This is a genomic window from Actinomadura parmotrematis, assembly GCF_019458805.1.
Classification (GTDB): Bacteria; Actinomycetota; Actinomycetes; order Streptosporangiales; family Streptosporangiaceae; genus Spirillospora; species Spirillospora parmotrematis.
In genome coordinates, this window is record NZ_JAIBOA010000002.1 from 234,247 (window position 1) to 260,800 (window position 26,554).

Annotated in this window: 26 protein-coding genes; 11 read left to right on the forward strand and 15 right to left on the reverse strand. The window is 74.8% G+C overall.

Annotated features, from left to right (window positions below):
* Positions 1-238 precede the first annotated feature (238 nt).
* Complete coding sequence (locus K1Y72_RS03910) at positions 239-955, forward strand: DUF8129 domain-containing protein (protein ID WP_220163281.1); 717 nt, start codon at positions 239-241, stop codon at positions 953-955.
* Between the two features lie 67 nt (positions 956-1,022).
* Here K1Y72_RS03910 and K1Y72_RS03915 read toward each other — a convergent pair whose 3' ends face one another.
* Complete coding sequence (locus K1Y72_RS03915; RefSeq protein ID WP_220163282.1) at positions 1,023-2,264, reverse strand: MFS transporter; 1,242 nt, start codon at positions 2,262-2,264, stop codon at positions 1,023-1,025.
* Between the two features lie 21 nt (positions 2,265-2,285).
* On the reverse strand, positions 2,286-2,711 hold the full coding sequence (locus K1Y72_RS03920) for a MarR family winged helix-turn-helix transcriptional regulator (protein ID WP_308286878.1): 426 nt from the start codon (positions 2,709-2,711) through the stop codon (positions 2,286-2,288).
* Between the two features lie 167 nt (positions 2,712-2,878).
* On the opposite strand from K1Y72_RS03920, the gene xseA reads away from it, so the two are divergent.
* Both xseA and K1Y72_RS03930 read left to right on the forward strand, forming a co-directional pair.
* On the forward strand, positions 2,879-4,093 hold the full coding sequence (gene xseA / locus K1Y72_RS03925; RefSeq protein ID WP_220163284.1) for an exodeoxyribonuclease VII large subunit: 1,215 nt from the start codon (positions 2,879-2,881) through the stop codon (positions 4,091-4,093).
* Between the two features lie 24 nt (positions 4,094-4,117).
* On the forward strand, positions 4,118-4,330 hold the full coding sequence (locus tag K1Y72_RS03930) for an exodeoxyribonuclease VII small subunit (RefSeq protein WP_220163626.1): 213 nt from the start codon (positions 4,118-4,120) through the stop codon (positions 4,328-4,330).
* A 119-nt stretch (positions 4,331-4,449) separates the two neighbouring features.
* On the opposite strand, the gene K1Y72_RS03935 is transcribed toward K1Y72_RS03930, so the two are convergent.
* Together K1Y72_RS03935 and K1Y72_RS03940 are read right to left on the reverse strand one after the other, a co-directional pair.
* The gene (locus K1Y72_RS03935) at positions 4,450-5,178 is read right to left on the reverse strand and encodes a DUF4245 domain-containing protein (protein ID WP_308286880.1); all 729 of its coding nucleotides are present in this window, start codon (positions 5,176-5,178) and stop codon (positions 4,450-4,452) included.
* Between the two features lie 20 nt (positions 5,179-5,198).
* Complete coding sequence (locus K1Y72_RS03940) at positions 5,199-5,837, reverse strand: TetR/AcrR family transcriptional regulator (protein WP_220163285.1); 639 nt, start codon at positions 5,835-5,837, stop codon at positions 5,199-5,201.
* 181 nt (positions 5,838-6,018) lie between these two features.
* Between K1Y72_RS03940 and glpX the strand changes: the two genes are divergently transcribed.
* Positions 6,019-7,053 (forward strand): class II fructose-bisphosphatase, encoded by a 1,035-nt coding sequence (glpX, locus tag K1Y72_RS03945; RefSeq protein ID WP_220163286.1) that lies wholly within the window; start codon positions 6,019-6,021, stop codon positions 7,051-7,053.
* 27 nt (positions 7,054-7,080) lie between these two features.
* Here glpX and K1Y72_RS03950 read toward each other — a convergent pair whose 3' ends face one another.
* Positions 7,081-7,704 (reverse strand): DUF1707 SHOCT-like domain-containing protein, encoded by a 624-nt coding sequence (locus tag K1Y72_RS03950; protein ID WP_308286881.1) that lies wholly within the window; start codon positions 7,702-7,704, stop codon positions 7,081-7,083.
* 79 nt (positions 7,705-7,783) lie between these two features.
* Between K1Y72_RS03950 and K1Y72_RS03955 the strand changes: the two genes are divergently transcribed.
* The 3 genes from K1Y72_RS03955 to K1Y72_RS03965 all read left to right on the forward strand — a co-directional run bounded on the left by K1Y72_RS03955 (position 7,784) and on the right by K1Y72_RS03965 (position 10,919).
* Positions 7,784-8,746: an ABC transporter ATP-binding protein gene (locus K1Y72_RS03955; protein ID WP_220163288.1), complete on the forward strand. Its 963-nt coding sequence runs from the start codon at positions 7,784-7,786 to the stop codon at positions 8,744-8,746.
* On the forward strand, positions 8,743-9,549 hold the full coding sequence (locus K1Y72_RS03960; RefSeq protein WP_220163290.1) for an ABC transporter permease: 807 nt from the start codon (positions 8,743-8,745) through the stop codon (positions 9,547-9,549). The genes K1Y72_RS03955 and K1Y72_RS03960 overlap by 4 nt, the downstream gene beginning before the upstream one ends.
* A 122-nt stretch (positions 9,550-9,671) precedes the next feature.
* Positions 9,672-10,919 carry an MFS transporter gene (locus tag K1Y72_RS03965; RefSeq protein ID WP_220163292.1) on the forward strand — a complete coding sequence of 416 codons (1,248 nt, stop codon included), beginning with the start codon at positions 9,672-9,674 and terminating at the stop codon, positions 10,917-10,919.
* A gap of 71 nt (positions 10,920-10,990) precedes the next feature.
* Here K1Y72_RS03965 and K1Y72_RS03970 read toward each other — a convergent pair whose 3' ends face one another.
* Both K1Y72_RS03970 and pdxR read right to left on the reverse strand, forming a co-directional pair.
* Positions 10,991-11,224: a hypothetical protein gene (locus tag K1Y72_RS03970; protein WP_220163294.1), complete on the reverse strand. Its 234-nt coding sequence runs from the start codon at positions 11,222-11,224 to the stop codon at positions 10,991-10,993.
* A 28-nt stretch (positions 11,225-11,252) separates the two neighbouring features.
* Entirely contained in the window at positions 11,253-12,659 is a 1,407-nt protein-coding gene (gene pdxR, locus K1Y72_RS03975) for a MocR-like pyridoxine biosynthesis transcription factor PdxR (RefSeq protein WP_220163296.1), read from the reverse strand.
* A 70-nt stretch (positions 12,660-12,729) separates the two neighbouring features.
* Between pdxR and K1Y72_RS03980 the strand changes: the two genes are divergently transcribed.
* Positions 12,730-13,689: an EamA family transporter gene (locus tag K1Y72_RS03980; RefSeq protein WP_220163298.1), complete on the forward strand. Its 960-nt coding sequence runs from the start codon at positions 12,730-12,732 to the stop codon at positions 13,687-13,689.
* Between the two features lie 34 nt (positions 13,690-13,723).
* Entirely contained in the window at positions 13,724-15,364 is a 1,641-nt protein-coding gene (locus K1Y72_RS03985; protein ID WP_220163300.1) for a fumarate hydratase, read from the forward strand.
* 36 nt (positions 15,365-15,400) lie between these two features.
* Here K1Y72_RS03985 and K1Y72_RS03990 read toward each other — a convergent pair whose 3' ends face one another.
* Positions 15,401-16,783: a serine/threonine-protein kinase gene (locus K1Y72_RS03990; RefSeq protein WP_220163302.1), complete on the reverse strand. Its 1,383-nt coding sequence runs from the start codon at positions 16,781-16,783 to the stop codon at positions 15,401-15,403.
* Between the two features lie 236 nt (positions 16,784-17,019).
* Here K1Y72_RS03990 and K1Y72_RS03995 point away from each other — a divergent pair, with 236 nt between their 5' ends.
* Together K1Y72_RS03995 and K1Y72_RS04000 are read left to right on the forward strand one after the other, a co-directional pair.
* A complete protein-coding gene (locus K1Y72_RS03995) occupies positions 17,020-18,288 on the forward strand; it encodes a serine/threonine-protein kinase (RefSeq protein ID WP_220163307.1) in 1,269 nt (422 codons plus the stop codon).
* Positions 18,289-18,398: 110 nt separating this feature from the next.
* Positions 18,399-19,805, forward strand: a complete 1,407-nt coding sequence (locus tag K1Y72_RS04000; protein ID WP_220163309.1) for a class II fumarate hydratase — start codon at positions 18,399-18,401, stop codon at positions 19,803-19,805.
* Between the two features lie 9 nt (positions 19,806-19,814).
* Here the strand turns inward: K1Y72_RS04000 and K1Y72_RS04005 are convergent, their stop codons facing one another.
* The 7 genes from K1Y72_RS04005 to abmR form a co-directional block, all read right to left on the reverse strand.
* Complete coding sequence (locus K1Y72_RS04005; RefSeq protein WP_220163311.1) at positions 19,815-20,270, reverse strand: aggregation-promoting factor C-terminal-like domain-containing protein; 456 nt, start codon at positions 20,268-20,270, stop codon at positions 19,815-19,817.
* 233 nt (positions 20,271-20,503) lie between these two features.
* Positions 20,504-20,998 carry an aggregation-promoting factor C-terminal-like domain-containing protein gene (locus K1Y72_RS37535; RefSeq protein WP_372452823.1) on the reverse strand — a complete coding sequence of 165 codons (495 nt, stop codon included), beginning with the start codon at positions 20,996-20,998 and terminating at the stop codon, positions 20,504-20,506.
* 421 nt (positions 20,999-21,419) lie between these two features.
* Positions 21,420-22,412 carry an aggregation-promoting factor C-terminal-like domain-containing protein gene (locus K1Y72_RS04015; RefSeq protein ID WP_258571873.1) on the reverse strand — a complete coding sequence of 331 codons (993 nt, stop codon included), beginning with the start codon at positions 22,410-22,412 and terminating at the stop codon, positions 21,420-21,422.
* A 488-nt stretch (positions 22,413-22,900) separates the two neighbouring features.
* Positions 22,901-24,253: an RNA 5'-3' helicase PhoH2 gene (gene phoH2, locus K1Y72_RS04020; RefSeq protein WP_220163313.1), complete on the reverse strand. Its 1,353-nt coding sequence runs from the start codon at positions 24,251-24,253 to the stop codon at positions 22,901-22,903.
* A gap of 78 nt (positions 24,254-24,331) precedes the next feature.
* Complete coding sequence (locus K1Y72_RS04025) at positions 24,332-25,246, reverse strand: isoprenyl transferase (RefSeq protein WP_220163315.1); 915 nt, start codon at positions 25,244-25,246, stop codon at positions 24,332-24,334.
* Positions 25,247-25,311: 65 nt separating this feature from the next.
* On the reverse strand, positions 25,312-25,884 hold the full coding sequence (locus tag K1Y72_RS04030) for a hypothetical protein (RefSeq protein ID WP_220163317.1): 573 nt from the start codon (positions 25,882-25,884) through the stop codon (positions 25,312-25,314).
* Positions 25,885-26,000: 116 nt separating this feature from the next.
* Positions 26,001-26,522, reverse strand: a complete 522-nt coding sequence (gene abmR, locus K1Y72_RS04035; protein ID WP_220163319.1) for an ATP-binding transcription factor AbmR — start codon at positions 26,520-26,522, stop codon at positions 26,001-26,003.
* Between the last annotated feature and the right edge of the window lie 32 nt (positions 26,523-26,554).

Consider the following 26,554-nt stretch of genomic DNA (forward strand, 5'->3'; position numbering starts at 1 on the left):
GCCGTGCCGCACCGTCCGGAGCGTCACTCCCGCCGCACCCCGCGGGCACCCCGGCCTGTGAGCCGGGTCCGCCGAAGCTCTGGTGAAGCCCGCTCTGTGACCCACTCCACCGGCTTTTGGACAAAAATCCATTAACCCGGGGTGACCGGTATCGCACCCATGGGGCAGAGTGAAGATTGACAGACGGTGCTGGAGAAGCCCACCGGAGTGATGGAGCACAGCAGGGAGAGGGAAGACGATGACGAAGTCGCCACGCCGCCTCAAGCAGCAGGTGCAGGAAACGGTGGGCGAGCAGGTCCGCGACATCCCCCTGTACGCGGTGCGCCTCGCCATGTTCGGTGTGGGCCGCGCCCTGCTGCTCGGCGACCGCCTCACCAAGGACTACAAGGAGATCACCGAGGGCGACGGGGTGCGGCCGGTGATCGGCCGGGCCGTCGCCGACGTCCAGCACACCGCGACGCAGGTCCTCGGCAAGGTCGGCGGCCTCGTCCGCGGCGAGGACGAGGCGGAGGACGCCGCGCCCGCGCCGGTGCGGCGCCCCCGCCCGGAGCCCGCCGCCGCCCGGCCCGAGCCGGCGGCCGGCGGCAAGGAGATCTCCGTCGGCAAGCCCGCCGCCGCGCCGCGCCCGGCGCCCGCGCCGCGGCCGACGCCGGGGTCGCTGCCGAAGCCCGACCCGGCCGCGCCCGAGACGCCCGCGCAGAAGGACGCCGAGGCCGAGTTCGAGCCGAAGCCCGAGCTGAAGCCCGCCGCCCCGGCCGAGGCCGCGGCGCTCGCCGCCGAGCTGCCGGTGCCCGACTACGACGCCGCGACGATCCCGCAGCTCCGCGCCCGCCTGCGCGGCCTGTCGGCCGACCAGGTGAAGCTGCTGCGCGAGTACGAGAAGAAGCACGCGGCCCGTCCCGACGTCCTCCGCATGTACGAGAACCGCATCCTGAAGCTCAACGGCCACAACTGACCCGAGCCGACGCGGAAAGGCCCCCGACCAGCGGTCGGGGGCCTTTCCGCGCCGGACGGGCGCGGCGTCATGCCTGGGTGGGCAGGGGTGACTCCTGGAAGGTGTGGTCGATGTCGACGCGCTCCAGGGGCGCCAGGTGGCGGCGCCGGACGAGGAGGATCGCGACGGCCACCGCGCAGCAGGCCGCGCCGATGACGTAGGGCATCGAGTCGTTGGTGTGCTCGGCGACCTTCGTGGCGATGTAGGGGGCGAGGGCGCCGCCCAGCCAGCGGACGAAGTTATAGCCCGCCGACGCGACCGGCCGCGGGTTGTCGGAGACCTCCATGGCCGCCTCGGTGAACGCGGTGTTGTTCATGCCGATCGGGACGCCCGACAGGATCGTGAACGCGACGATGCCGGCGTGCCCGGAGACGGCGATGCCGAGCTGGAAGAGCGCCAGCAGGACGAGCCCGGCGTGCATCACCCGGACCGTCCCGAAGCGGCGCTGCAGGACGGGCGCGGCGAACACCGAGGACAGCGCGACGAGGACGCCCCAGCCGAAGAACACGAAGCCGATGCCGTGCGCGTCCATGTCCAGGACGAACGGGGTGAACGCGAGGACGGTGAAGAACGCGTAGTTGTAGAACAGCGCGGTGAAGGCCGTGGTGGACAGGCCGCCGTGCCGGAGGGCCCGGATCGGCGCCGACAGCGGGGTCGGGACGGCGGGCTTCGGCGGCGCCTTCAGCAGCGTGGTGATCAGCAGGAAGCCGACCGCCATCAGCGCGGCCGTCCCGAAGAACGGGTAGCGCCAGTCCAGGTCGCCGAGCAGGGCGCCGACGAGCGGGCCCATCGAGATGCCGAGGCCGAGCGCCGCCTCGTACAGGATGATCGCGGACTCGGCGCCGCCGCTCGCCGCGCCGACGATGACCGCGAGGGCGGTCGCGACGAACAGCGCGTTGCCGAGCCCCCAGCCGGCGCGGAACCCGACCAGGGCGCCGACGGTGTCGGAGGTGCCGGCGAGCGCGGCGAACAGCACCACCAGCGCGAGGCCGATCATCAGGGTGCGCTTGCCGCCGATCCGGCTGGACACCCAGCCCGTCACCAGCATCGCCACCGCGGTGATCAGGAAGTAGCTGGTGAACAGCAGCGACACCTGGTTCGGCGTCGCGCGCAGGTTCTCGGCGATCGCGGGCAGGATCGGGTCGACGAGCCCGATGCCCATGAACGCGACCACGGCCGCGAACGCGGTCGCCCAGACCGACATCGGCTGCCGCAGGATCCCGCCGCCCGAGGCGGTCGCGGGCGGGGTCGCGGGTGGGGTGGCGTGCATGGGGCCCTTCCTCTCAGCGGGTCACGGGGACGCGAAGAGACGCTCCAGCGCGGGCAGCGCGGCGATGAGCGCGGCGCGCTGGTCCGGCTCCAGGGCGGCGATCCGCCCCGAGAGCACCGCGATCCGCCGGTCCCGGGTGCTGACCAGCTGCGCCCGGCCGGCGGGGGTGATCTCCACCGTGACGACCCGGGCGTCCGAGCCGTCCCGGCCGCGCTCCACCAGCCCGTCCCGCTCCAGCCGGTTGATCTGGGCGGTCATGGTCGGCAGCCGGACGCCGTGCTCGGCCGCCAGGTCGCTCATCCGGGCCGGACCGTGCTCCAGCGACCCGAGCACCGACGCCTGCTGGCTGGTGATGGCCTGGTCGGCGGTGAGCCGGCGGAGCAGCAGGACGACGTCGCGGAGGCGGCGGTTCAGCTGCTCGGCGAGCTCGCGGTCGGTCTCGGTCACGGTCGTCTCCTCGTTACTTAGACAGTCTAAGTTAGTTGGGCTAATTAGTCCAGTCGGGCCCGCGCGCCCCATCCTGGCGGGACGACCCGCCCGCCCGCGACGTGCCACGACCCCGCACCGTGCGCGGATGCCGCGGTCCGGCCCCGGCCACGCCCTAGGCTGGCCGCATGGCGATGGACACCTCGGCCGAGTCACCGGTCCCCGTCCGCACCGTCCTCCAGGCGGTCGGCGGCTGGATCGGGCGCCTCGGCCGCATCTGGGTCGAAGGACAGATCACCGAGCTGAACGCCCGCGGCGGCACCGTCTACCTCACGCTGCGCGACCCCGTCGCCAACATGTCGGTCCGCGTCGTCGGCCCCCGCGCCGTCTTCCAGGCCGCCGGGCCCGCCGTCACCGACGGCGCCCGCGTCGTCGTGCACTGCAAGCCCGACTTCTGGGTCAACCGCGGCTCCTTCTCCCTCAGCGCGATCGAGGTGAAGCCCGTCGGCGTCGGCGAGCTCCTCGCCCGCTTGGAGCGCCTGCGCGGCGTCCTCGCCGCCGAGGGCCTGTTCCGCGCCGAGCGGAAGCGCCCGCTGCCGTTCCTGCCCGGCCGCATCGGCCTGATCTGCGGCCGCGACTCCGACGCCGAGCACGACGTCCTGGAGAACGCCCGCCGCCGCTGGCCCGCCGTCGAGTTCCAGGTCGAGAACACCGCCGTCCAGGGCAACCAGGCCGTCCCGCAGGTCCTGGAAGCGCTCCGCCGCCTCGACGCCGACCCCGCCATCGAGGTCATCGTCATCGCCCGCGGCGGCGGCGCCATGGAGGACCTGCTGCCCTTCTCCGACGAGGCCCTCGTCCGCGCGGTCGCCGCCGCCCGCACGCCCGTCGTCAGCGCCATCGGCCACGAGCAGGACGCCCCGATCCTCGACCTGGTCGCCGACCTGCGCGCCTCTACCCCGACCGACGCCGCCAAGAAGGTCGTCCCCGACGTCCGCGAGCAGCTCCAGCTCGTCCACCAGCTCCGCGACCGCGGCCGCCGCGTCATCTCCGGCGGGCTGGACCGCGAGCGCGCCTGGCTGCGGGCCGTCCGCTCCCGCCCCGCCCTCGCCGACCCGGTCCGCGAGATCGAGCGCCAGGCCGAGCAGGTCGACGCGCTGCGCGAGCGCGCCCGCCGGTCCCTGGCGGCCCGCCTGGACCGCGCCGCCGACGAGCTGTCGCACACCCGCGCCCGGCTCCTCGCCCTCTCCCCCGCCGCCACCCTGGAGCGCGGCTACGCGATCGTGCAGGCCGAGGACGGCGCCGTCGTCCGTGAGGCCGGCAAGGCCGGCGTGGACGACCGGCTCGTCGTGCGGCTCGCCGACGGGCGGCTCGCCGTCACCGTGACCGGGGCGCTGGAGCCGTAGGGTGAGGGTGTGGCCGACGAGAAGATGACGTACGAGCAGGCGCGCGACGAGCTCACCACGGTCGTGAAGCGGCTGGAGGCCGGCGGGCTGACCCTGGAGGAGTCGCTCGGCCTGTGGGAGCGCGGCGAGAAGCTCGCCGAGGTGTGCGAGGAGTGGCTGGAGGGCGCCCGCGCCCGCCTGGCCGCCGCCATGGCGGCCACCGCCGGCGGCGAGGCCCCCGAGGACGCGCCTTTCTAGTTCGCGTCTCCTGCAGAACTACGCCCCGCCCGCCCGGGGGCGGACCGTACACCTCCAGCGTGCGCGTTCCCCGCCTCGCCTGGGGAGGGCTCTCCCAACCTGTGGATAACCCGCCCGGGTCAGTTTGCGGGCGTTGAGGCCGCCGGGGCGGCCGGGGCGGCCGGGGCCGCGGGGGCCAGGGAGGCGCCCTGCTTCGGCTGGGGCTTCAGGGCGGCGGCCAGGACGGCCAGCTCGTCGTAGGGCGCGTTGCCCGTCACCACGACGCTGACGCCGTTCGGCAGCGTCCGGGCGAGCGAGTTGGCCTTCTTGTCCTTGCGGTAGTACTTCGTCCAGGTCTCCCCCGCGACCTCCTGGGTGCCGAGGGGGTTCTTGTTGTTGGTCATCCGCGGGACGTACGCGGACGCCTTCTCGTTGCTCTGCTCCAGCGCCGCGTACTGGTCGGACGGCGTGACGAAGCCGAGGTGCCAGGCGACCGGCCCGTCCCCGCCGAGGCCGTTCAGGCGCGAGCTGGTGGGGCGCCACCCGGCGGGCAGCCCCTCGGGGGCGACCGGCGTAAAAGGCGCCTGGTTGCGCATCGCCCAGAGCTGGCTGGTGTAGTCGACGGTCGGCAGGATCTCCTTCTGCTCGCGCGGGGAGAGCAGGAAGACGACGCCGACGAGCGCGAGGCAGACGCCCATCGCCAGGGCGAAGCCGCCCATCCCGGTGGTCAGCCGCTTGTAGACGCCGGGCTTCACGTAGACGACGCCGCGCCCGGACATGCGGTCCGGCGCCTGCGCCGCCTCCGGCGCGGGGCCGCCGGGGCGTGCCGCGGTGTCGGAGGGGGCGCCGGTCGGGGTGGAGTCGCTCACCCCTCCAGGATCGCGCACGGTCACGGCTGCTGCGAACCGGGGTTCCGGATCGTCCCGATGATGGCCATCATGTCGGCGGCGAGGCGGCGCGAGGCGTCCTCGTCGTCGCTCAGCGAGACCTCGGAGACGGCGCCGGCCATGGCGCCGGTGAGGACGACGACGAGGGCCTCGTCGACGCCGCCGTCGGCGGTGTGGAAGAGGGCGGCGTTGCGGCGGGCCCACTTGTTGAGGCGCTGGCGCATCACCCGGTCGAAGCCGGGGGGCCCGTCGCCGGAGATGAACAGGCGGGCGACGCCGCGTTCGGCGAGGCAGCCGTCGAGGTAGGCGCCGGCGCCGGCGATGAACTGGCGCATCGGGTCGGTCTCGCCGGCGTCGCGGACGGCGTTGATGGCGTCGCGGGTGCGTTCCTGCTGGCGCCCCTGGAACTCCTCGAACAGCGTGAGGTACAGGTCGGCCTTGCCGTTGAAGTGGTGGTAGAGGCTGCCGACGCTGGCGCCGGCCTTGGCGACGATGTCGGTCACCGCGGCCTGGGCGAAGCCGGCCTCACAGAAGACGTCCCGCGCGGCGGACAGCAGGGCGCCGCGGGTGGCGGCACCGCGGTCCGAGGTGCGGGGCGTGGACGTCCCGTCCGCGGCGGGCACGTCGATGTCGCTGCTCATGGATGCTGAGATTACGCCCTCCGCCCCGCGGGGAACGATCCCCGGACCGGCCCGGTCGGGAAAACCCGCGTCCGGCGGGTCGTCCGGGACGGGGCGGCGGCTCTGGTCTGGTCCAATTTGTCGGGCGGGCCGGGCGGCCGGACAATTCCGAGTGAGCCATCGATCGAAAGGGCCGCCTCGCATGTCCGACGCACAGACCGTCTCCTCCTCGCTGGTGCCCGAGCCGTCCGCACCGGACCGAAACCTGGCGATGGAGCTGGTCAGGGTCACCGAGGCGGCCGCCATGGCGGCCGCCCGCTGGGTCGGCCGGGGCGACAAGAACGGGGCGGACGGCGCGGCCGTCAACGCCATGCGCCAGCTGATCAACACCGTGTCGATGCAGGGCGTGGTGGTGATCGGCGAGGGTGAGAAGGACAACGCGCCGATGCTCTACAACGGCGAGGAGGTCGGGGACGGCGGCGGCGCGGAGTGCGACGTGGCGGTGGACCCGGTGGACGGGACGCGCCTCACCGCGCTCGGGATGAACAACGCGATCGCGGTGCTGGCGGTGGCGCCGCGCGGGTCGATGTACGACCCGTCGGCGGTGTTCTACATGGAGAAGCTGGTCACCGGCCCGGACGCCGCCGGCAGGATCGACATCGAGCGGCCGATCGCGGAGAACATCCGGGCGGTGGCGAAGGCGAAGGGGTCGGCGGTCGAGGACGTGACCGTCTGCATCCTGGACCGGCCGCGGCACGAGGGCATCGTGAAGGAGGTCCGGGAGGCGGGCGCGCGCATCAAGTTCATCCTGGACGGCGACGTGGCGGGCGCGATCATGGCGGCGCGGGCCGGGACGGGCGTGGACCTGCTGCTCGGCATCGGCGGCACGCCGGAGGGCATCATCGCGGCCTGCGCGATCAAGGCGCTGGGCGGGGCGATCCAGGGGCGGCTGTGGCCGCAGGACGACGAGGAGCGGCAGAAGGCGGTCGACGCCGGCCACGACCTCGGCCGGGTGCTGACGACCGACGACCTGGTGACGTCGGAGGACTGCTTCTTCGCCGCGACCGGCATCACCGACGGCGAGCTGGTGGACGGCGTCCGGTACGCCAAGGGCACGGCGGTGACGAACTCGCTGGTGATGCGGTCGCGCAGCGGCACGATCCGGACGGTGTCGAGCGAGCACCAGCTGAACAAGCTGCGCGCCTACAGCGCGATCAACTTCGACTCGGCCGTCTGAGGCCCGTCCGGGCGGGCGCCGTCCGGGTCAGCGCCCCCGGCCGATGCGGCCGCGGACGCGTTGCCGCAGGGTGCGCTTGGGGGCGCGGGCCTGGACGGAACCGAGCAGGAAGGTGCCGCTGATCTCGACGGTGGGGCCGTCGGTGGCGGGGCGGTGGCGGAGCTCGCGGGTGCTCAGCATGGAGCGGCCGGTGACGTCGACGCGGACGCCGTCGGGGACCAGCAGCCGCACCCGGCCGCCGACGATCATGGTGTCGAGGACGATGTGGCGGCGCTGCAGGACGGCCTCGCGCAGGTCGAGCTCGACGGTGCCGAACAGGGCGAGCAGCGGCAGCTTGACGGGGACGACCCAGCGGCCCTCGCGGCGGGTGCGGCCGAACAGGACCGAGACGGGCCGGTCGTCGACGAGGATCGGCTGGGACTCCTCGGGGCCGAGGTCGGCGGTGAGGCCGGTGAGCTCGCCGAGGGTGCGGGCGGACAGGGCGGCGGTGCTGCGCTCGCCGTGCTCGTCCAGGGTGAGGCGGCCGTCCGCGAGGGCCTCGCCGAGGACGGTGACGACGCGCTCGCGGTCGGCGTCGGAGGCCCGCAGGTCCCGGACGCTCGTGCCGCGGTCGCGGGACGGGCGGGAGCGGGGGCGGCTCGGCGTGTCCACGGTCCCAGGGTAACGGGCGGCCCGGCGCCCACCGGAAAACCAGTGGGATTCGCCACATCGGGCTCCTATCGTGACGTTCATGGTGCTTCCACGTCCCGTCCGGCCCGCGCGCACCGACCGGCCGGACGGGCAGGCGCCCCCGGCGGTCGCGCTGCGCGGCGTGGTGAAGCGGTTCGGCGCGCTGACCGCGGTGGCCGGGCTGGACCTGGAGGTCCCGGCGGGGTCCTGCTTCGGGCTGCTCGGGCCGAACGGGGCGGGCAAGTCGACGACGATGCGGCTGCTGACCGCCCAGGCCATCGCCGACGCCGGGACGATCGAGGTGCTGGGGTTCGCGGTGCCGCGCGAGGGCAAGCGGGCGCGGGCCGCGATGGGCGTCGTCCCGCAGCAGGACGATCTGGACGAGGAGCTGACCGTCCGGGAGAACCTGGAGATCTTCGCCCGGCTGTACCGGCTGCCGCGGCCCGAGCGGGCGGCGGCGATCGACCGGGTGCTGGAGATCGCGCACCTGGCGGACCGTCCGGCGACGCGGGTCGACGACCTGTCGGGCGGGATGCGGCGGCGGCTGCTCATCGCCCGCGCGCTGGTGCACCGGCCGGCGCTGCTGCTCATGGACGAGCCGACGGTCGGCCTGGACCCGCAGGTGCGGGCCGAGCTGTGGGGGCTCATCGCGGGGCTGCGCGCGGCGGGCACGACGGTGCTGATGTCGACGCACTACATCGAGGAGGCCGAGCGCCTCGCCGACGCGTGCGCGCTCGTCTCGCACGGGCGGGTGATCGCGCTCGGCGGCCCGGCCGAGCTGGTCGCCGAGCACGCCGGGGAGCGGGTGGTCGAGCACTACGGGCCGCCGGACCGGCTCGCCGCGGTGGAGCGGACGGCCCGCGCGGCGGGGCTGCCGACGCGCCGGACGGGCCCGTCGGTGTCGGTGCTGAAGGCCGAGACGATCGGCCCGGCGCTCGCCGCCGAGCTCGGCCCCGACGGCGTCGCGCGGGCCGCCAACCTGGAGGACGTGTTCGTGCTGCTGACCGGGGAGCGTGTCGATTGAGCACCGCCGGGACCGCGCGGGACCGGCCCGCGCCGCTGCGCCGCTTCGAGCCCGCGGCGTTCGCGGGCGTCTGGCGGCACGAGATCGCGCTGTTCAAGCGCTACTACCGGCCGCAGACGTTCGCGTCCATGGCCGAGCCGACGTTCTTCCTGCTGGCGTTCGGCTACGGGTTCGGGTCGCTGGTCGCGATGGCGGGCGGCATGCGCTACCTGGACTTCGTGGCGACGGGCGTCGTCGGGACGGCGGCGCTGTTCACGTCGGTGTTCCCGGCGATGTTCTCGGGCTACTCGCGGCGGGTGTACCAGCACACCTACGACGCGTTCCTCGCGGCGCCGGTCGACGTGCACGAGCTGGTCGCCGGCGAGGCGCTGTGGATCGCGGGGAAGGCGGCGCTGTACTCGTGCACGCCCGTCGTCGTCGGGCTGTTCTTCGGGCTGCGGCCCTCGCCGTGGGTGCTGCTGGTGCCGCTGGTGACGTTCCTCTCCGCGGCCGGTTTCGGGCTGTTCGGGACGTGGGCGGCGGCGGCCGTCCCGTCGATCAACTCGTTCGACTACGTGATCACCGGGGTGGTGACGCCCGCGTTCCTGGTCGCCGGGACGTTCTTCCCGGCGAGCGGGCTGCCCGGCTGGGCGCGGTACCTGGCGCAGGCCAACCCGCTCTACCACTGCGTGGAGCTGGTCCGGCACGCGGCGTTCGGGGCGTGGCGGCCCCCCGACGCCTGGCACGCCGCGGCGCTGGCGCTGTTCGCGGCCTGGATGTGGACGATCGCGGTGCGCCGGCTGCGGCGCCGCCTCATCGACTGACCGCACCGACTGACCAGCGGGTTCACGGCCCCCGCTCGGGTGAGGCATCATTGACCGGCCGCCCCGGCCGGGCCTACCCTCACCTGAATATTCTTCATGTTCTGCCCAGAGAGGGGCTCCGCATGACGGGCCGACCGCACCAGGGCGCCAGCGCGCGGGACCAGCGGGCCCGCCTCGCCGGCTACGCCGTTTTCGCCGTCCAGGGCCTCTGTTTCTCCGCCCTGGTCAGCCGGATCAACCAGATCCGGGACGCGCACCACATGTCCGACGACCAGATCAACCTGCTGGTCCTGCTGGTGCCGATCATCGCGGGCGTCGGCAGCGCGGCGATCGCGCCGCTGATGGGCCGCTACGGCAGCGGCGTGGTGCTGCGGATCAGCCAGCCGCTCGTCTGCCTGACGATCCTGGCGATCGGCCTCACCGGGTCGGCGAACCTCCCCCTGTACGCGGCGATCGTGCTGTTCGGCCTGTTCGTCGGCATGGTGGACGCGTCCATGAACGCCCAGGCGGTCGCGGCGGAGCGCGCCTACGGCGTCAGCATCCTGACCGGCTTCCACGCGGTCTGGAGCGCCGCGGCGGGCCTCGGCGCCGTCTGGGCCTGGTTCAGCAACGAGTACATCTTCCCGGGCGACCTGGCGAAGTCGCTGGCCGTCGGGTTCGCGATCCCCGCCGTGCTCGGCGCCGCGGTGTCGGCGGCCGCCGGGACGCGCCTGTACCGCAAGTCCGAGGAGGGCGTGCAGCTGGCGGGCGAGGCGCTGAAGGCCGCCGCCAAGCTGGTGCCCTGGCGCCCGGTGCTGATCATCGGGGTGGCGATGGCGTGCTTCTACGTCGCCGACTCGATGCTGTCGAACTTCGGCACGCTGATGTTCGACAAGGACCTGGACGCCAAGAACGTCGCGCCGCTCGGCCTCGCCGCCTACCAGGTCGCGATGGTGGCGAGCCGCGCCGTCGCCGACTTCGGCGTCCGCCGCTACGGCGCCGCCCTCGTCGTGCGGATCGGGACGGCGGTCGGCGCGGTCGGCCTGCTCGCGGTGGTGCTGGCCCCGAACGCCGGCGTCGCGATCGCCGGGTTCGCCGTCGCGGGCCTCGGCCTCTGCGTCGTCGCGCCGATCTCGTTCTCGGCGGCCGGCAAGGCCGACCCGTCGGGCCTCGGCGTCGCGGTGGCGCGGGTCAACATCTTCAACTACGTGGGCTTCGTCGTCGGCGCGGTCGTGGTGCTGGTCGTGCAGCCGCTGTCGAGCTACCAGACGTCCTACCTGGTCCCGGCGCTGCTCGCGCTGGTGATCATCGCGCTGGCGCGCGGGTTCGAGCCGGAGCCGGCCGCCCCGGCGGGCGCCGTCCCGCCGGTGTCGGAGCGCCCCACCGTCTGAGGGGCCGAATACAGCGGAGCCGCCACGCGCGTTCGCGTGGCGGCTCCGCTGTATTCAGGGGGCGGTGCGCTTCAGGAGTCCTCCTGGAGCTGCACCATCGCGTTCTCGCCGGCCACCTCGGCCTGCTCGGGCGACATGGTCTCGTTCGCCTGCCCCAGGGCGAGCAGCGCGGCGTCGGCGGCGGCCCGCAGGGTCACCGCGTTCTCCATCGCCCGGTCCAGTTCGCCGAGGCCGATGCAGTCGAAGGCCACCTGGGCGTCGTGCGCCGCCATCTTGAGCTGCCGGGCCGCTTCGTCCAAGCTCATGTCCAACCTCCCTCTCGTGCGTGCGCTCCTACCCTCGCGCACCGTGCGTAATCACCCCGGCGAGCAGCGCGGCGGCCGCCGCCGCCCGCCCCTCGCCGATCCGGCCGTAGCCGAGGACGAGCGCGGGCGGCGCCTGACCGGCCCGTTCGGGCGACCACGCGGACCGGCCGCCCGCCACCGCCACCCCGGCGCGGGCCGCTGCGGCGACGGTGTCGTCCTCGTCACAGCCCGCCGGGAGCTCGACGTACAGGTGCAGGCCAGCCGCGACGCCGCGCACCCGGGCGTGCGGGGCGAGACCGGCGGCGAGCGCGTCCCGGCGCCGCCGGTAGCGGCGGCGCATGGTCCGCAGGTGCCGGTCGTGGCCGCCGGAGGCCAGCAAGCGCGCGAGGGCGTGCTGCTCGATCGCGGGCGCGCCGAGGTCGGTCCGCGCGCGGTGCTCGCGCAGCCGCGCGGCGAGCGGGGCGGGCGCGGCGACCCAGCCGAGGCGGAGGGCGGGCGCGAGGGCCTTGCTGACCGACCCGAGCAGCGCGACGTGGCCGGGCGCGACGCCCTGCAGGCAGCCGACGGGGTCGCGGTCGTAGCGGAACTCGGCGTCGTAGTCGTCCTCCAGGATCAGCCCGCCGGTGTCGCGCGCCCACGCCACCAGCGCGGCCCGCCGCGCCGGGGACAGCACGACGCCGGTCGGGTACTGGTGCGCGGGGGTGACGAGGACGAGGCGCGCGCCGGTGCGGGCGAGCGCGGCGACGTCCAGTCCCTCGCCGTCCACCGGGACGCGGGCCAGGCGGGCGCCGGTCGCCTCCAGCATGGGCAGCTGCCGGTCGCTCGTCGGGTCCTCCACCGCGAGGACCCGGTGCCCGTCCGCGACGGCCAGCGCGACGACGGAGGAGATGGCGTGCGCGACGCCGTTCACGATGGTGACCAGGTCGGGGGCGGTGGCGGCGGCGCGGACCCGGCCGAGGTAGCCGGCGAGCTCGGCGCGGAGGGCGGGGACGCCGCCGGGGTCGGGGTAGGCGAGCAGGTCCTCGTGCGAAGTGTCGCGGAGCGCCGCCCGCAGCGCGGCGAGCCAGCCCTCGCGCGGGAACGCCGCGAGGTCGGGCTGGCCCGGCCGCAGGTCGTAGCGGATCTCCGGCGGGGCGGGCTGCTCGCACGGCCATACGGCGGGCCGCCGCGCCGCGGGCGCGTCCGGGCGGGCGAGCGGCGCGACGCGGGTGCCGTCGCCGCGGCGGGCGGTGAGGAAGCCCTCGGCGACGAGCTGCTCGTAGGCGGTGACGACGACGCCGCGCGAGACGCCGAGGTCGCGGGCGAGGTCGCGGCTGGACGGCAGCCGGGTCGCGGCGGGCAGCCGCCCGCCGCGGACGCCGTCGCGGAGGCCGGCGGCGATCTGCGCGGCGAGCCGGCCGGACGCGCGGTCCAGCGGCAGGTGCAGGTCGGTCACGATTGGTCCGGGATTCGCAGGAGGGATTGGCCCTGTCTCGGGGTCCAACGGGCTTCTAGCGTCCCATGCCATGACCCCTTCCGGTACGAACGCCCCGGCTCGGAGCGGCACCGCGGGCGCGGCCGCCGCCATGGCCCTGGTCGGCACGCTGACGGCGGTGTCCGCCGTCATCGCCCCCTACCCCGTTCTCGGCGGGCAGGCCGTCCGCTACGCCGTCGCCGCCGCCGTCCTGCTCGCCGTCGCCGCCCGCCGCGACCGCGGCCGCCCCCGCCCGGCGGCCCGCGACTGGCTGTTGCTGGCCGCGCTCGCCGGGACCGGCCTCGCCGCCTTCAACGTCTGCGTGATCGCCGCGACCCGCGACACCTCCCCCGCGACGGTCGGAACGGTGATCGGCGCCGTCCCGGTCGTCCTCGCGGTCGCCGGGCCGCTCCTCGCCGGGCGCCGCCCGTCCGCCGCGGCGATCGCCGCCGCCTGCGCCGTCACCGCGGGCGCCGCGCTCGCGGGCGGCCTCGGCGGCGGGTCGCCGCGCGGGCTGCTCTGGGCGCTCGGCGCGCTCGCCGGGGAGGCGTGCTTCTCGCTGCTCGCCGTGCCGCTGCTGCCCCGCCTCGGGCCGCTCCGCGTCTCGGCGTACTCGGCGGCGCTCGCCGTCCCGATGCTGCTGGCCGCCGGCCTGGTCCTGGACGGCCCCGCGCGCCTGCTGCGCGTCCCGACGCTCGCCGAGGCCGCGGGACTGGCCTACCTGTCGGTGGTCGTGACGACCGTGGCGTTCCTGCTCTGGTACCGCTCCATCGCCGCGATCGGCGCCGACCGCGCCGGGCTGTTCGCGGGCCTGGTCCCCGTCAGCGCCGTCGCGACCACCTGCGCCCTCGGGCTCGGCCTGCCCTCCCCCGCCGACCTCGCGGGCGCCGCGCTCGTCGCCGCCGGCGTCGTCCTCGGGCTGCGCCCGCCCCGGCGCCCCCGGCGCCCGGCCCCGCCCGCGGCGCCCGCCGCACCCGCCCTCGAGCAGGTGGGCGGGAGTCGTACCCTGTAGGGCGGCCCCCATCGGACGCGCGCGAGGATCGTTCATGCCTGAGTTCTCCTACACCGACCTGCTGCCCACCGGCCCGGACGACACCGAGTACCGCCTGCTCACCTCCGACGGCGTGTCCACCTTCGAGGCGGGCGGCCGCACCTTCCTGCAGGTCGAGCCCGAGGCGCTCCGGCTGCTCACCGAGACCGCCATGCGCGACATCTCCCACCTGCTGCGCCCCGCCCACCTCGCGCAGCTCCGCCGCATCCTCGACGACCCCGAGGCCAGCCCGAACGACCGGTTCGTCGCGCTGGACCTGCTGAAGAACGCCGGCATCGCCTCCGGCGGCGTCCTGCCGATGTGCCAGGACACCGGCACCGCCATCGTCATGGGCAAGCGCGGCCAGCACGTCCTCACCGACGGCCGCGACGAGGAGCACATCTCGCGCGGCGTCTACGACGCCTACACCAAGCTGAACCTGCGGTACTCGCAGATGGCGCCGGTCACGATGTGGGACGAGCGCAACACCGGCAGCAACCTGCCCGCGCAGGTCGAGCTGTACGCGGCGCCCGGCGAGGCCTACAAGTTCCTGTTCATGGCCAAGGGCGGCGGATCGGCCAACAAGTCGTTCCTGTACCAGGAGACCAAGGCCGTCCTGAACCCCGAGCGGATGCTGGCCTTCCTGGAGGAGAAGATCCGCTCGCTCGGCACCGCCGCCTGCCCGCCCTACCACCTGGCGATCGTCGTCGGCGGGACCTCCGCCGAGTACGCGCTGAAGACCGCCAAGTACGCCTCCGCGCACTACCTGGACGCCCTGCCGATCCAGGGCTCGCCGCTCGGCCACGGGTTCCGCGACGTCGAGCTGGAGGCGCAGGTCTTCAAGCTGACGCAGAAGCTCGGCATCGGCGCCCAGTTCGGCGGCAAGTACTTCTGCCACGACGTGCGCGTGGTCCGCCTGCCCCGCCACGGCGCGTCCTGCCCCGTCGCGATCGCGGTGTCGTGCAGCGCCGACCGCCAGGCCACCGCGAAGATCACCGCGGAGGGGGTGTTCCTGGAGCGGCTGGAGACCGACCCCGCCCGCTTCCTGCCCGACACCACCGACGAGCACCTCGACGACCAGGTCGTGCAGATCGACCTGAACCGGCCGATGGCCGACATCCGCGCCGAGCTGACCCGCTACCCGGTGAAGACCCGCCTGTCGCTCACCGGCCCGCTCGTCGTCGCCCGCGACATCGCCCACGCCAAGATCAAGGAGCGGCTGGACGCGGGCGAGCCGATGCCGCAGTACCTGCGCGATCACGCCGTCTACTACGCCGGGCCCGCCAAGACCCCCGAGGGGTACGCGTCCGGGTCGTTCGGGCCGACGACCGCGGGCCGCATGGACTCCTACGTCGAGCAGTTCCAGGCCGCCGGCGGCTCCCTGGTCATGCTCGCCAAGGGCAACCGCTCCCAGCAGGTCACCGACGCCTGCAAGGCGCACGGCGGCTTCTACCTCGGCTCCATCGGCGGCCCCGCCGCCCGCCTCGCCCAGGACTGCATCAAGAAGGTCGAGGTGCTGGAGTACGCCGAGCTCGGCATGGAGGCCGTCTGGAAGATCGAGGTCGAGGACTTCCCGGCGTTCATCGTCGTCGACGACAAGGGCGAGGACTTCTTCGCCGACACCACCGGCCCCGTCCTCACCATCGGCCGCCGCTGACCCGCCCGGCCCGCCCGGCCCGCCCGGCTGCCCCGCTCAGTCCTGCGGCGGCGGCGTGGAGCCGGGCAGGGCCGTCGGCAGGATCGGCTGCGGCCACACCGGCCGGCACTTGCGGGGCTTCTTCCGGCAGGGCTTCACCCACGTCGGGGACGGCGTCGGCGACGCCGTCGGCCCCTCCGTCGCGGGCGGCGGCGCCGGGGTCGCGGACGCGGACGGCGGCGCCGCCCGGCCGCTCGTGCCGCCCGGGGGCGCCGACGGCGTCGGCCGGGCCGCGCGGGCGCTGCCGGTGACGCCGCCGGGCGGCGGGCCGGCGCCGCGCAGCGTCCGCACCGCCGACACCGGCACGGACGAGGCGCCCGGCACGACCGCCGTCGTGGTCACCACGATCCGCACCCGGTCCGGTGCCGGCCCGCCGCCCGGGGCGGCGGCCGCCACCGCCCACACCACCGCGGCCACCGCGACCGACGCCCACGCGGCGGCGAGCCCCGCCTTCACCCGCGAGCGCCGCGCCGGGGGCTCGGGCGCGGCGGGCCGCTCGACGAACGCCGCGGGCCGCCAGAGCCGCGCGATCGCCGCGGCCGGGTCGCCGCCCGCCGCCGACTGCGGCAGCGCGCGCAGCAGCCCGGCGGCCGTCGGGCGGTCCGCCGGGTCCTTGGCGAGGGCCGCGACGACCGCGGGCCGCAGGTCGTCGCCGAGGCCCTCCAGGTCGGGCGGCAGGTGCACGACCCGCTCGGCCAGCCGGTCCGGCGGGCCCGCCCCGAAGGGGTGCCGGCCGGTCGCGGCGTAGGCGACCAGGCAGCCCCAGCCGAACACGTCGGACGCCGCCGTGGCCGGGCCGCCGGTGAGCCGCTCGGGCGCGATCCACCCCGGGCTGCCCATCACCACGCCCGTCTCGGTCAGCGCCTCGGCGAGCTCGGGCGCGTAGGCGATCCCGAAGTCGATCACGCGGGGGCCGGCCGGGGCGAGCAGCACGTTGCCCGGCTTCAGGTCGCGGTGCACCAGGCCCGCGCCGTGGATCGCCACGAGCGCGGCCGCCGCCCCGATCGCGACGGCGGCGACCGCGTCCGCCGGCAGCGGCCCGTGCCGCTCCACCGTCCGCGACAGCGGCGGCCCCTCGATGAACTCGGTGACGATGTAGGGGTGCTCGCGGCCGCTGCCGTCGTCCAGCACCCGGGCGGTGCAGAACGAGGCGACGCGCTGGGCGTAGGCGGCCTCGGCACGGAACCGCAGCCGCGCCTCGGGGTCGGCGGCCCGCGCCGGCGGCAGCGTCTTCACCGCGACGAGCGCGCCCGAGGGGGCCCGCCCCAGGTAGACCACGCCCATGCCGCCGGCGCCGAGGCGGCCGAGCAGGACGCACCCGCCGGCCTCGGGCGGATCGCCCGGAGCCAAGGGCGGGATGCGGTGCGGCGCTGGTTGCACGCGGGCCTCCCCAGGGCGGGCGGGGCCCGGTACCGCAGGCGGCCCCGCTTCCCACCCACCATCCCCGATGCCGCCCGCCGCGAGGCGGCGAATCGCGATAAACAACGCGAGTGTCACCTTGCGGGACAGGAAGGCCGGGGAGTGACCGGGGGGTAGGTCACAGTATCGGCCCTAAATCCGAGTTGGTCCTGCGGTCTCACGGATGACCGCATGGCCACTCCGGTATCTTTTCCGCCATGTCTCAGTCAGAGCGCCTCGTGCTCGCGACGCGCTACCGGCTGGTCTCGGAGATAGGCCAGGGTGCCAACGGCATCGTCTGGCGGGCGCACGACGACCTCCTCGATCGCGCGGTGGCGGTCAAGGAGCTGCGCCCGCCCGAAGAGCTCTCCGAGAGCGACCGGGTGGTCTTCTACCGCCGCACCCTGCGCGAGGCGCGCGCGCCCGCCGCGCTGCGCTCGACGTCCATCGTCGAGGTCTACGACGTGGTCATCGAGGCGGGCCGGCCGTGGATCGTGATGGAGCTGATCGAGGCGCCCAGCCTGGAGCAGCTCATCGAGCGCTCCGGGCCGCTGCCCGCCGAGCGCGTCGCCCACATCGGCCGCCGCCTGCTGGAGGCGCTCGCCGTCGCGCACCGCGCCGGCATCGTGCACCGCGACCTGAAGCCGAGCAACGTCCTGCTGGACGGCGACCGGGTCGTGCTGACCGACTTCGGCCTCGCCTTCTCCTCCGGCTCCTCCAGCCTGACCAAGACCGGTCACTTCATGGGGTCGCCCGCCTACGTGGCGCCCGAGGTCGCCGCCGGCGAGAAGGCCACCCCGCGCTCGGACCTGTGGTCCCTCGGCGCGACCCTGTACGCCGCGCTGGAGGGCCGCCCGCCCTTCGAGCGCGAGAACGTGATGGCGACCCTCAGCGCCCTCGCCAACGAGTCCGCGCCCGCCCCGCAGAACGCCGGCGCGCTCGGCCCGGTCGTCACCGGGCTGCTGGAGAAGAACCCGACGAGGCGGCTCACGCAGGCGCGGGCCGCGGACCGGCTGGAGAGAGCGATGACCGGTCCCCGCAGCGGCCGCCGGGCCCGCCCCCCGCGCTACCGGATGATGGTGGTGATCGGGCTGATCGGCGCCACCGTCGCGTCCTGCGGCATCGGCGCGACCGCCCTCGTCGTCGGCATGATGCGCGAGGGCTCCGGCCCGTCCCCGACCGCCGCCGCCGGGTCCGCGCCCGCCGCGTCGTCCTCGGCCGCCCCGGCGGGCGCCGCCGACAGCACCCTGGTGATCCGCGCCCGCGACGCCGGCTGCAAGATCTTCGTGTCGGTGCCGGGCACGCGGCTCACCGTGCTGTCGAACGAGACGCTGAGCGTCGGCACCGCCCGCCAGTACGGCCAGCCGCGCCTGAACGCCGTCGTCTACGACGCCGCGGCCTGCGAGGTGTGGGTGAACGGCAAGGAGCAGCCCGCCGGCACCCCCGGGCAGCGCAAGAGCTACACGGTGCAGAAGGCCTCGTCCTGACCGCGCGTCGCCCATCTCACCTCTAACCCCGCCCCGGCGGGGAATGGTCGCCGGTGATCCGTCGCTGGACGGAGAGAAGCACAACGGCGAGCTTTGCGGAGGTGTCGGCGATGGCCGGCGAGCAGGAGTACCGGGTCGAGCACGATTCCATGGGCGAGGTGCGGGTGCCCGCCGCCGCCAAGTGGCGCGCGCAGACGCAGCGGGCGGTGGAGAACTTCCCGATCTCGGGCCGGACGCTGGACCCCGCGCACATCGCCGCGCTCGCCCGCATCAAGGCCGCCGCCGCCGTGGTGAACGCCGAGCTCGGCGTCCTGGACGAGGACGTCGCGCGGGCCGTCGCGGAGGCGGCGGGCGAGGTCGCCGAGGGCCGCTGGGACGACCAGTTCCCCGTCGACGTGTTCCAGACCGGCTCGGGCACCTCCTCCAACATGAACGCCAACGAGGTCGTCGCGACGCTCGCCGCGGAGCGCCTCGGCCGCCCCGTCCACCCGAACGACCACGTCAACGCCTCGCAGTCGTCCAACGACGTGTTCCCCTCCTCCATCCACATCGCCGCGACCGACGCCGTCGTCAACCGGCTGATCCCCGCGCTGCGGCACCTGGAGGGCGCCCTGGACCGCAAGGCGGTGGAGTTCGCGCCGCTGGTGAAGGCCGGCCGCACCCACCTGATGGACGCGACGCCCGTCACGCTCGGCCAGGAGTTCGGCGGCTACGCCGCGCAGGTCCGCTACGGCGTGGAGCGGCTGGAGGCCGTCCTGCCGCGCCTCGCCGAGCTGCCGCTCGGCGGCACCGCCGTCGGCACCGGCATCAACACCCCCGCCGGGTTCGCCGCCCGCGTCATCGCCGAGATCGCCCGCACCACCGGGCTGCCGCTGACCGAGGCCCGCGACCACTTCGAGGCGCAGAGCGCCCGCGACGGGCTGGTGGAGGCGAGCGGCGCGCTGAAGACCATCGCGGTCGGCCTCAACAAGATCGCCAACGATCTGCGCTGGATGGGGTCGGGGCCGCGGGCCGGCCTCGCCGAGATCCGGCTGCCCGACCTGCAGCCCGGCTCGTCGATCATGCCGGGCAAGGTCAACCCGGTGGTCCCCGAGGCGGTCGTGCAGGTCGCCGCGCAGGTCATCGGCAACGACGCCGCCATCGCGTTCGGCGGCGCGGCCGGCGCGTTCGAGCTGAACGTCACGCTGCCGATGCTGGCCCGCAACCTGCTGGAGTCGATCGCGCTGCTGGCGAGCGTGTCGCGGCTCCTCGCCGACCGGGTGATCGACGGCGTCGAGGCCGACGAGGCGCGGATGCGCGAGTACGCCGAGTCCTCGCCGTCGATCGTCACCCCGCTGAACCGCTACCTCGGCTACGAGGAGGCCGCCAAGGTCGCCAAGCAGGCCCTCGCCGAGCGGAAGACGATCCGGCAGGTCGTGCTGGAGCGCGGGTACGTGGACGCGGGCAAGCTGACGGAGGAGGAGCTCGACGCCGCCCTGGACGTCCTGTCGATGACCGGCGCGGACCGGGACCGGTAGCGGGCCGGGTCAGTACCAGCCGGCGGCCTGCCAGTGGTTCCAGGCCGAGCAGGGCGTCCCGTAGCGGGCGGCCACGTAGCGGAGGCCCCACTTGATCTGGGTGCGGGCGCTGGACCGCCAGTCCGGTCCGGCGCTCGCCATCTTGGAGCCCGGCAGGGCCTGCGGGATGCCGTGCGCCCCGGCCGGGTTGTGGGCGCTCTCGTTCCAGTGGCTCTCGCGGCTCCACAGCCGCTCCAGGCAGCGGAACTGGCGCTCCGACCGCCAGCCGTGGCCGCGCATCAGCGCCCGCGCGAGGTCCTTGTTGCGGGCCGGCCGGTCCCCGGCCGCGCGGTCCCCGTGGAGCCGCTCCGCGTAGGCGACGGCGGCCAGGCGGTCGGCCCGGTCCGGCGCCGGCGCGAAGGGGTCGTCCGCCATGGGCACGACGACCAGCGCGGTGGCCGCGCCCAGCGACACGATCCTGATCACGTTCCGTATCAGTGATGGCACGCGACGTAGCCTGTGCCCCGGCGGGGCCGCGCGGACACGCTCCGGCGGGTCTCCGGGACGGGCTTTTGCCGACCTATTGGCGTGCGGTGCCAGAGCGGGCGGACAAAAGGGGACGGGCCGCGGCCCGTCCCCCCGTCCACCGACCGCGACATCCCGCCCCTAGCGCCCGTATGGGGAGCTGTGCGGACGGGCCGCGGCCCGTTGTGCGGTGGTTAGTACCAGCCCTGCGCGCTGGAGTGGTTCAGCGCGCGGCACGGGGTCTTGTACCGCTTCTTGATGTACCCCAGCCCCCACTTGATCTGGGTGCGCGGGTTGGTCCGCCAGTCCTTGCCGGCGCTGCGCATCTTCTTCCCGGGCAGCGCCTGCGGGATCCCGTACGCGCCCGAGGCGTTTCCGGCCTTGTGGTTCCAGTGGCTCTCGCGGTTCCACAGCTTCACGAGGCACTTGTACTGGCGGGTCGACCAGCCGCGCTTCTTGACCAGCTTCTTGGCGATGGCCTTGTTGCGCTGGGCGCGGGTCTTCTTCTTCGCCTTGGCCTTCACGGCCAGGGTCTGGACCTGAGCGGTCCGCGCCGCCTGCGCCGTCTGGACCGTCCGCACGGTGGCGGCCGGAGCGGCCTGGGCGGGCACCGCCTGCGCGGCGACGCCGAAGGACAGCGACGCGGCGACGGCGAGGGTGGCGGAACGCTGGAGGGACTTGCGGGTCAAGATGAGCCTTTCGACGTACCGGGCGGCCGGCCGACCCGGTAGGGGTCACCCCGTGCGGCGCTGTCCCGCGCGCTGCGGGACGGCCGGGCACCGCGCCGCGCCCCGTCCGGGACGCGGTGGCACGCGCGCGCTCGGCGCCGCCGTGGAGGCGGGCGCGGGCGCGCACGGTTCCGGGGTGTTCCGGCGGCGGGCGGACGGGTGTCCGCGGCCACCGGGGATATGGAGATGGGGTCCGTCATCGGACCGGCCGCGTCATCGCGGCACCAGACCGCGCGGGCAGGGGGAAGGCATCCGCGCGGGAAGGACGCCGGGCGTCCTTCGAGAGGACGTCGTCGTCCTCACCGGACGGCGCGGCTCGCGGCCGGCCGTCCGGAGAACAGGGGCCCGGTGCCGCCCTGGGCGGGCGGCACGGGCGGGAGGGTCAGTACCAGCCGTTGGTCTCGGAGTGCTGCCAGGCGCCGCAGGGCGTGCCGTGGCGGCTCTTGATGTAGCCGAGACCCCACTTGATCTGGGTGCGGGCGCTGGTCCGCCAGTCCGAGCCGGCGCTCGCCATCTTGGAGCCCGGCAGGGCCTGCGGGATGCCGTAGGCGCCGGAGGGGTTGGCCGCGGTGGTGCGCCAGCCGCTCTCGCGGTTCCACAGCTTCACCAGGCAGGCGAACTGGCCGCTGCCGCTGAAGCCGTAGCTCGGCAGCATGGCCTTGGCGATGGCCTGCGCCTCGCCGGCGGGCACCGGGTCGGCGCCCGCGCCCGTGCCCGAGCCGCCGCCGGACGACGCGCTCTTGCTCGGCGTCGGGGTGGGCTTCGGGAGCGGCTTGCCCTTCGGCGACAGCTTGGGGGCCTTGCCCTTGGTGCGCACGGCCCGCGAGGCGCGGTCGGCGGCCTGCTTGCTGCGCTGCGCCTCCAGGGCCTTGGCGTCGACGGCCTGGGCGGCGGCGTCCTTGAGGGGCGCCGCGGCGATGGCGGTCTTGTCGGCCGCGTCGGCCTCCCCGTCGCCGGTCACCGCGAAGGCGGTGACGGCGCCGGCGCCGACGAGCACGACGGCCCCGGCGACGACCGCGGCCGCCTTCACGCCGCGGCGGCCGGTGCGGGCCTCGCCGCGGCGGGCGCGGCGCGGCGCGGCCTGCGGGTCGCCGTGGGGGTCGCCGTAGGAGTCGCCGGAGGGGCCGCCGCCGTACGAGTCGCCGTGGCCGAGGACGTCCGCGGGGGCCTCGTCCGCGCCGAAGGCGGCCGGGCCGGAGCCGTCCATGGCCGGGAACCCGGCGGTGCGGCCGTCGCTGCCGGCGGTGCCGAACGCCGCGGGGGCGCCGGCGACCCGGCGGTCCGCGCCGTTCTCGGGGGCGGCGCCCCACGAGCCGGCGGGGGCGGAGCCCTGTCGATCGTCACGCCTAGGGGACCCGAACGAGTCTCCGGACAAGGCGGTCCTTCCGACGGTCGGGCACGCATGGGCACGTGCACGAGCACTTCCACCCCTCGTCCGGCGGCCGCCGCGAAGGCGGGCCCGGACACGGAACGGAGCGCGCCGTGCCCGACGTCAGGGTCGACATAGGCGGATACGCACCGTTCTGGGGGTGCTTACGGGGACACACAATGCCGGACGATCGGGGATGCTCCGCAACCAGAACGAGACGAATGCTCTCGTCCGCACACTTGTCAACTTGACCGAAAAGTTACCTTAACGCCCTGCGGAGCTGCGGTTCTTCGTCCTCGCCGCCGGGAGTGTGTCCTTCATCACATTCACACGGAGTGACGTCTCACGATCACCGTCCGTCGATCACCCGGACGCGTTCCGCTCCGGCGCGGCGGGGCCTGGAACGCGAACGCCCCGGTGGCCGCGCGGCCACCGGGGCGTCCCGGGTTGTACGGAGCGTCACCGGGCGGTGGCCCGGCGCGCGGTGGAGCGGTCTAGACGCCGATGTCGCCGAGCATGTCGGTGACCAGCGCGGCGATCGGGGACCGCTCGGAACGGGTGAGGGTGACGTGCGCGAAGAGCGGGTGGCCCTTCAGCCGCTCCACCACCGCCGCGACGCCGTCGTGCCGCCCGACCCGCAGGTTGTCGCGCTGCGCCACGTCGTGGGTCAGCACGACCCGCGACCCGGCGCCGATCCGCGACAGCACGGTGAGCAGCACGCCGCGCTCCAGCGACTGCGCCTCGTCGACGATCACGAACGCGTCGTGCAGCGACCGGCCGCGGATGTGGGTGAGCGGCAGGACCTCCAGCATCCCGCGGTCGAGGACCTCGTCCACCACCTCGGGGGTGGTGACGGCCGACAGCGTGTCGTGCACCGCCTGCGCCCACGGCGACATCTTCTCGTTCTCCGAGCCCGGCAGGTAGCCGAGGTCCTGCCCGCCGACCGCGTACAGCGGGCGGAACACCACGACCTTGCGGTGCCGGCGGCGCTCCAGGACGGCCTCCAGGCCCGCGCAGAGCGCGAGCGCGGACTTGCCGGTGCCGGCCCGGCCGCCGAGCGACACGATGCCGATGTCCTCGTCCATGAGCAGGTCGAGCGCGACGCGCTGCTCGGCCGAGCGGCCGCGCAGGCCGAACACCTCGCGGTCGCCGCGGACCAGCTTCACCGTCTTGTCGGCCTGCACCCGGCCGAGCGCCGAGCCGCGCTCCGACAGGAGCCGCAGGCCGGTGTGGCAGGGCAGGTCGGCGGTCTCCTCCAGGTGCAGCTCGCCGCTGTCGTAGAGCTGCTCGACGAGCCCGCCGGGGATCTCCACCTCGCGCATCCCGGTCCAGCCGGACTCCACCACCGCGAGCTCGGCCCGGTACTCCTCGGCGGCGAGGCCGACCGCCGACGCCTTGACCCGCATCGGCAGGTCCTTGGAGACGAGCACGACGTCGCGGCCCTCGCGGGCCAGCCAGCCCGCGACCGACAGGATGCGGGTGTCGTTGTCGCCGAGCCGGAACCCGTCGGGCAGCACGCTCGGGTCGGCGTGGTTCAGCTCGACGCGCAGGGTGCCGCCCTGCTCGTTCGCCGGGAGCGCCTCGTCGAGGCGGCCGTGCTCCAGGCGGAGGTCGTCCAGCGTGCGCAGGGCCTGCCGGGCGAAGTACCCGAGCTCGGGGTGGTCGCGCTTGCCCTCCAGCTCGGAGATGACGACGATGGGGAGTACGACCTCGTGCTCGGCGAACCGGGTCATCGCTCCCGGGTCGGCGAGCAGGACGCTGGTGTCGAGGACGTACGTGCGCCGATCCGGGAGCGGTCCCCCGGAGGTGCTCCCGGGGACGGGACGGCGCGAGGCGGTTGTGGCCACTCGATCTCCCTGACTATGGGGGAATGGGTGGCGCACCGGTCCGCCCGGACGGGGCGGTGGGCAGGGGCGCGGGGCCCCTTAGGAACCGAAGCGCCGGTGGCGCGCGGCGTAGGAGCGGAGAGCCCGCAGGAAGTCGACCTTGCGGAAGTCCGGCCAGTGGACCTCGCAGAAGTAGAATTCCGAGTGCGCGCTCTGCCACAGCATGAAGCCGGAGAGCCGCTGTTCGCCCGAGGTGCGGATGACCAGTTCGGGATCCGGCTGACCGCGCGTGTAGAGATGCTCGGCGATGTGCTCCACATCGAGGACCTCGGCCAGTTCCTCGATGCTGGTGCCACGACCGGCCTGCTCAAGGAGCAGTGAGCGCACCGCATCAGCGATCTCACGCCTACCTCCATACCCAACGGCGACGTTCACAATCAGGCCGGGGGCGTCAGATGTCGCTTCACCCGCATCTTTCAGGACTCGGGCGGTCTTGTCGGGCAGCAGATCGAGCGCGCCGACCGGTTTGACGTGCCATCCCTCGGCGGCCAGGTTCCGCACCGTGTTCTCGATGATCCGCAGCAGCGGGGCCAGCTCGCCCTCCGGGCGGGTCAGGTTGTCGGTGGACAGCAGCCAGAGCGTGACGACCTCGACGCCCGCCTCGGCGGACCAGTGCAGCAGGTCGGAGATCTTGTCGGCGCCGCGCTGGTGGCCCCGGTTGACGTCGGACAGTCCCATCGCGCGCGCCCAGCGGCGGTTGCCGTCCAGGATGACGCCGACGTGCCGGGGGATGTTGTCGGTCGGCAGCGAGGACTCCACCCGCCGCTCGTACATCCGGTAGACGACCTCGCGGACGGCGGCGTAGGGGCCGCTCCGGCGGATCGCCTTGGTGACCGTGCCGTCGGTGGCGCTCTCCCGGCGGGCCAGGTCCCGCAGCGTCTCGTCCCGGAGCTTGCCGTCACGCCGCGCGTCGCGGCCGGTCCGGCGCTCCTTCCGGCTCTGCCGATCCGCCATGCTGGGCTTCCCTTCGAGCGACCGTCCCCCGGTGGGGCAGGACGCTCAATTATGGCCCGCGCCCGCTACCTACGGGACCAGCCCGGTATATCCCGATATCGGGCGCCAGCCCGCTCGGCGTCGGCGAGCAGCCCCTCCAGGAACCCCGCGAGCTCGGCGGAGGTGAGCACCGCGCGCACCCCGCGTCCGCCCGCTCCCCACGCCTCGACGACGGCGCGGCGGGCGACCCGCCAGCCGCCGTCCTCGCCCTCCCGGGCGTCGGACGCGCCGATCCACATCGAGGTGGTGCGCAGCGTGCAGCGCAGCTCGCCGCTGCTGACGAGGTCGGCGCGGTCGCGGTAGCGGAAGGCGAACAGCTCGGGCTCGCGGGCGCCCGGCGCGGAGGCGGGGACGGGGTCGGGGAAGCGGTCGTCGGGATCGGGCCAGCGGGCCGCCTCGGGCGACCCGGCGGCGCGGGCGGCCGCCACCCGGACGGCGAGGCCGGCGAGCGCGTGGCCGCAGCGCTCCCCCACCGCGCCGAAGGTGTCGCCGTCGCGGCGCAGCTCCAGCGTCACCTCGTAGGGGGTGCCGCCCCGGTCCCGCGACGGCACCGGCACGACGGCCAGCCGTGAACCGTCCAGACAGCGGAGTCCTTGCACGCCGCCCCCCTCCTTGGCACGCACGCTAGGAATGCACGTTAGGGCAGGTCATGCCCTTGATCACACCTCGTGCGGGGCGGCTTAGGGTAAGGATTGCGGCGGCGCCGGACCGGCCGTCAGGCGGTCGGGCCGGACGCGCGGGCGCGCTCGACGTGCTCCAGGGCGGCCCGCAGCTCGCCGAGCCAGGCGTCGGTGTTCTTGCCGACGAGCCGGACGCACCAGGCGAGCGCGTCGCTCCGGCTGCGCGCGACGCCCGCCTCGACCAGGGTGTCCAGGACGCGGCGCTCGGGCTGGCGCAGCCGCGTCATCACCGGCACCGACAGCGTCGTGAACATCTCCCGGACGTCGCCGCAGGCCGCGCCCCAGGACACCTTGTGGCCGAAGCGGTGCTCGGCCTCGCGGGCGATGGCGACGCGCTGGTCGCGGGTGCTCTCGCGGAACCGCGCGATGCGGCCCTCGGCGCGGCCCGCGCGCTCGCCCTCCGGCAGGCCGTCCGCGCCGTCGGGCTCGGCGAGGCGGCCGACGACGGCGACCTCCTCGCGGTCGAGCGTGATCTCCGGCTCGCCGGCGAACCAGCCGTCCGGGAGCCGCTCGGCGAACCAGCCGCGCAGCTGCTCCGCCCCCTCCTGCGTAGTCACGTAATCAAAATTACACCCGCGTCCGGCCGGCC

Excerpts from the sequence above, each read along its gene's own strand:
- K1Y72_RS03940 (WP_220163285.1), bottom strand. The coding sequence starts at position 5,837 with ATGAGCAGCGACATCGACGTGCCCGCCGCGGACGGGACGTCCACGCCC.
- K1Y72_RS03980 (WP_220163298.1), top strand. The coding sequence starts at position 12,730 with ATGACCCCTTCCGGTACGAACGCCCCGGCTCGGAGCGGCACCGCGGGC.
- K1Y72_RS03910 (WP_220163281.1), top strand. The coding sequence starts at position 239 with ATGACGAAGTCGCCACGCCGCCTCAAGCAGCAGGTGCAGGAAACGGTG.
- K1Y72_RS03970 (WP_220163294.1), bottom strand. The coding sequence starts at position 11,224 with ATGAGCTTGGACGAAGCGGCCCGGCAGCTCAAGATGGCGGCGCACGAC.
- K1Y72_RS03965 (WP_220163292.1), top strand. The coding sequence starts at position 9,672 with ATGACGGGCCGACCGCACCAGGGCGCCAGCGCGCGGGACCAGCGGGCC.
- K1Y72_RS04000 (WP_220163309.1), top strand. The coding sequence starts at position 18,399 with ATGGCCGGCGAGCAGGAGTACCGGGTCGAGCACGATTCCATGGGCGAG.
- xseA (WP_220163284.1), top strand. The coding sequence starts at position 2,879 with ATGGCGATGGACACCTCGGCCGAGTCACCGGTCCCCGTCCGCACCGTC.
- K1Y72_RS03985 (WP_220163300.1), top strand. The coding sequence starts at position 13,724 with ATGCCTGAGTTCTCCTACACCGACCTGCTGCCCACCGGCCCGGACGAC.
- K1Y72_RS03915 (WP_220163282.1), bottom strand. The coding sequence starts at position 2,264 with ATGCACGCCACCCCACCCGCGACCCCGCCCGCGACCGCCTCGGGCGGC.
- K1Y72_RS03930 (WP_220163626.1), top strand. The coding sequence starts at position 4,118 with ATGACGTACGAGCAGGCGCGCGACGAGCTCACCACGGTCGTGAAGCGG.
- K1Y72_RS03955 (WP_220163288.1), top strand. The coding sequence starts at position 7,784 with ATGGTGCTTCCACGTCCCGTCCGGCCCGCGCGCACCGACCGGCCGGAC.
- K1Y72_RS03995 (WP_220163307.1), top strand. The coding sequence starts at position 17,020 with ATGTCTCAGTCAGAGCGCCTCGTGCTCGCGACGCGCTACCGGCTGGTC.
- K1Y72_RS04025 (WP_220163315.1), bottom strand. The coding sequence starts at position 25,246 with ATGGCGGATCGGCAGAGCCGGAAGGAGCGCCGGACCGGCCGCGACGCG.
- glpX (WP_220163286.1), top strand. The coding sequence starts at position 6,019 with ATGTCCGACGCACAGACCGTCTCCTCCTCGCTGGTGCCCGAGCCGTCC.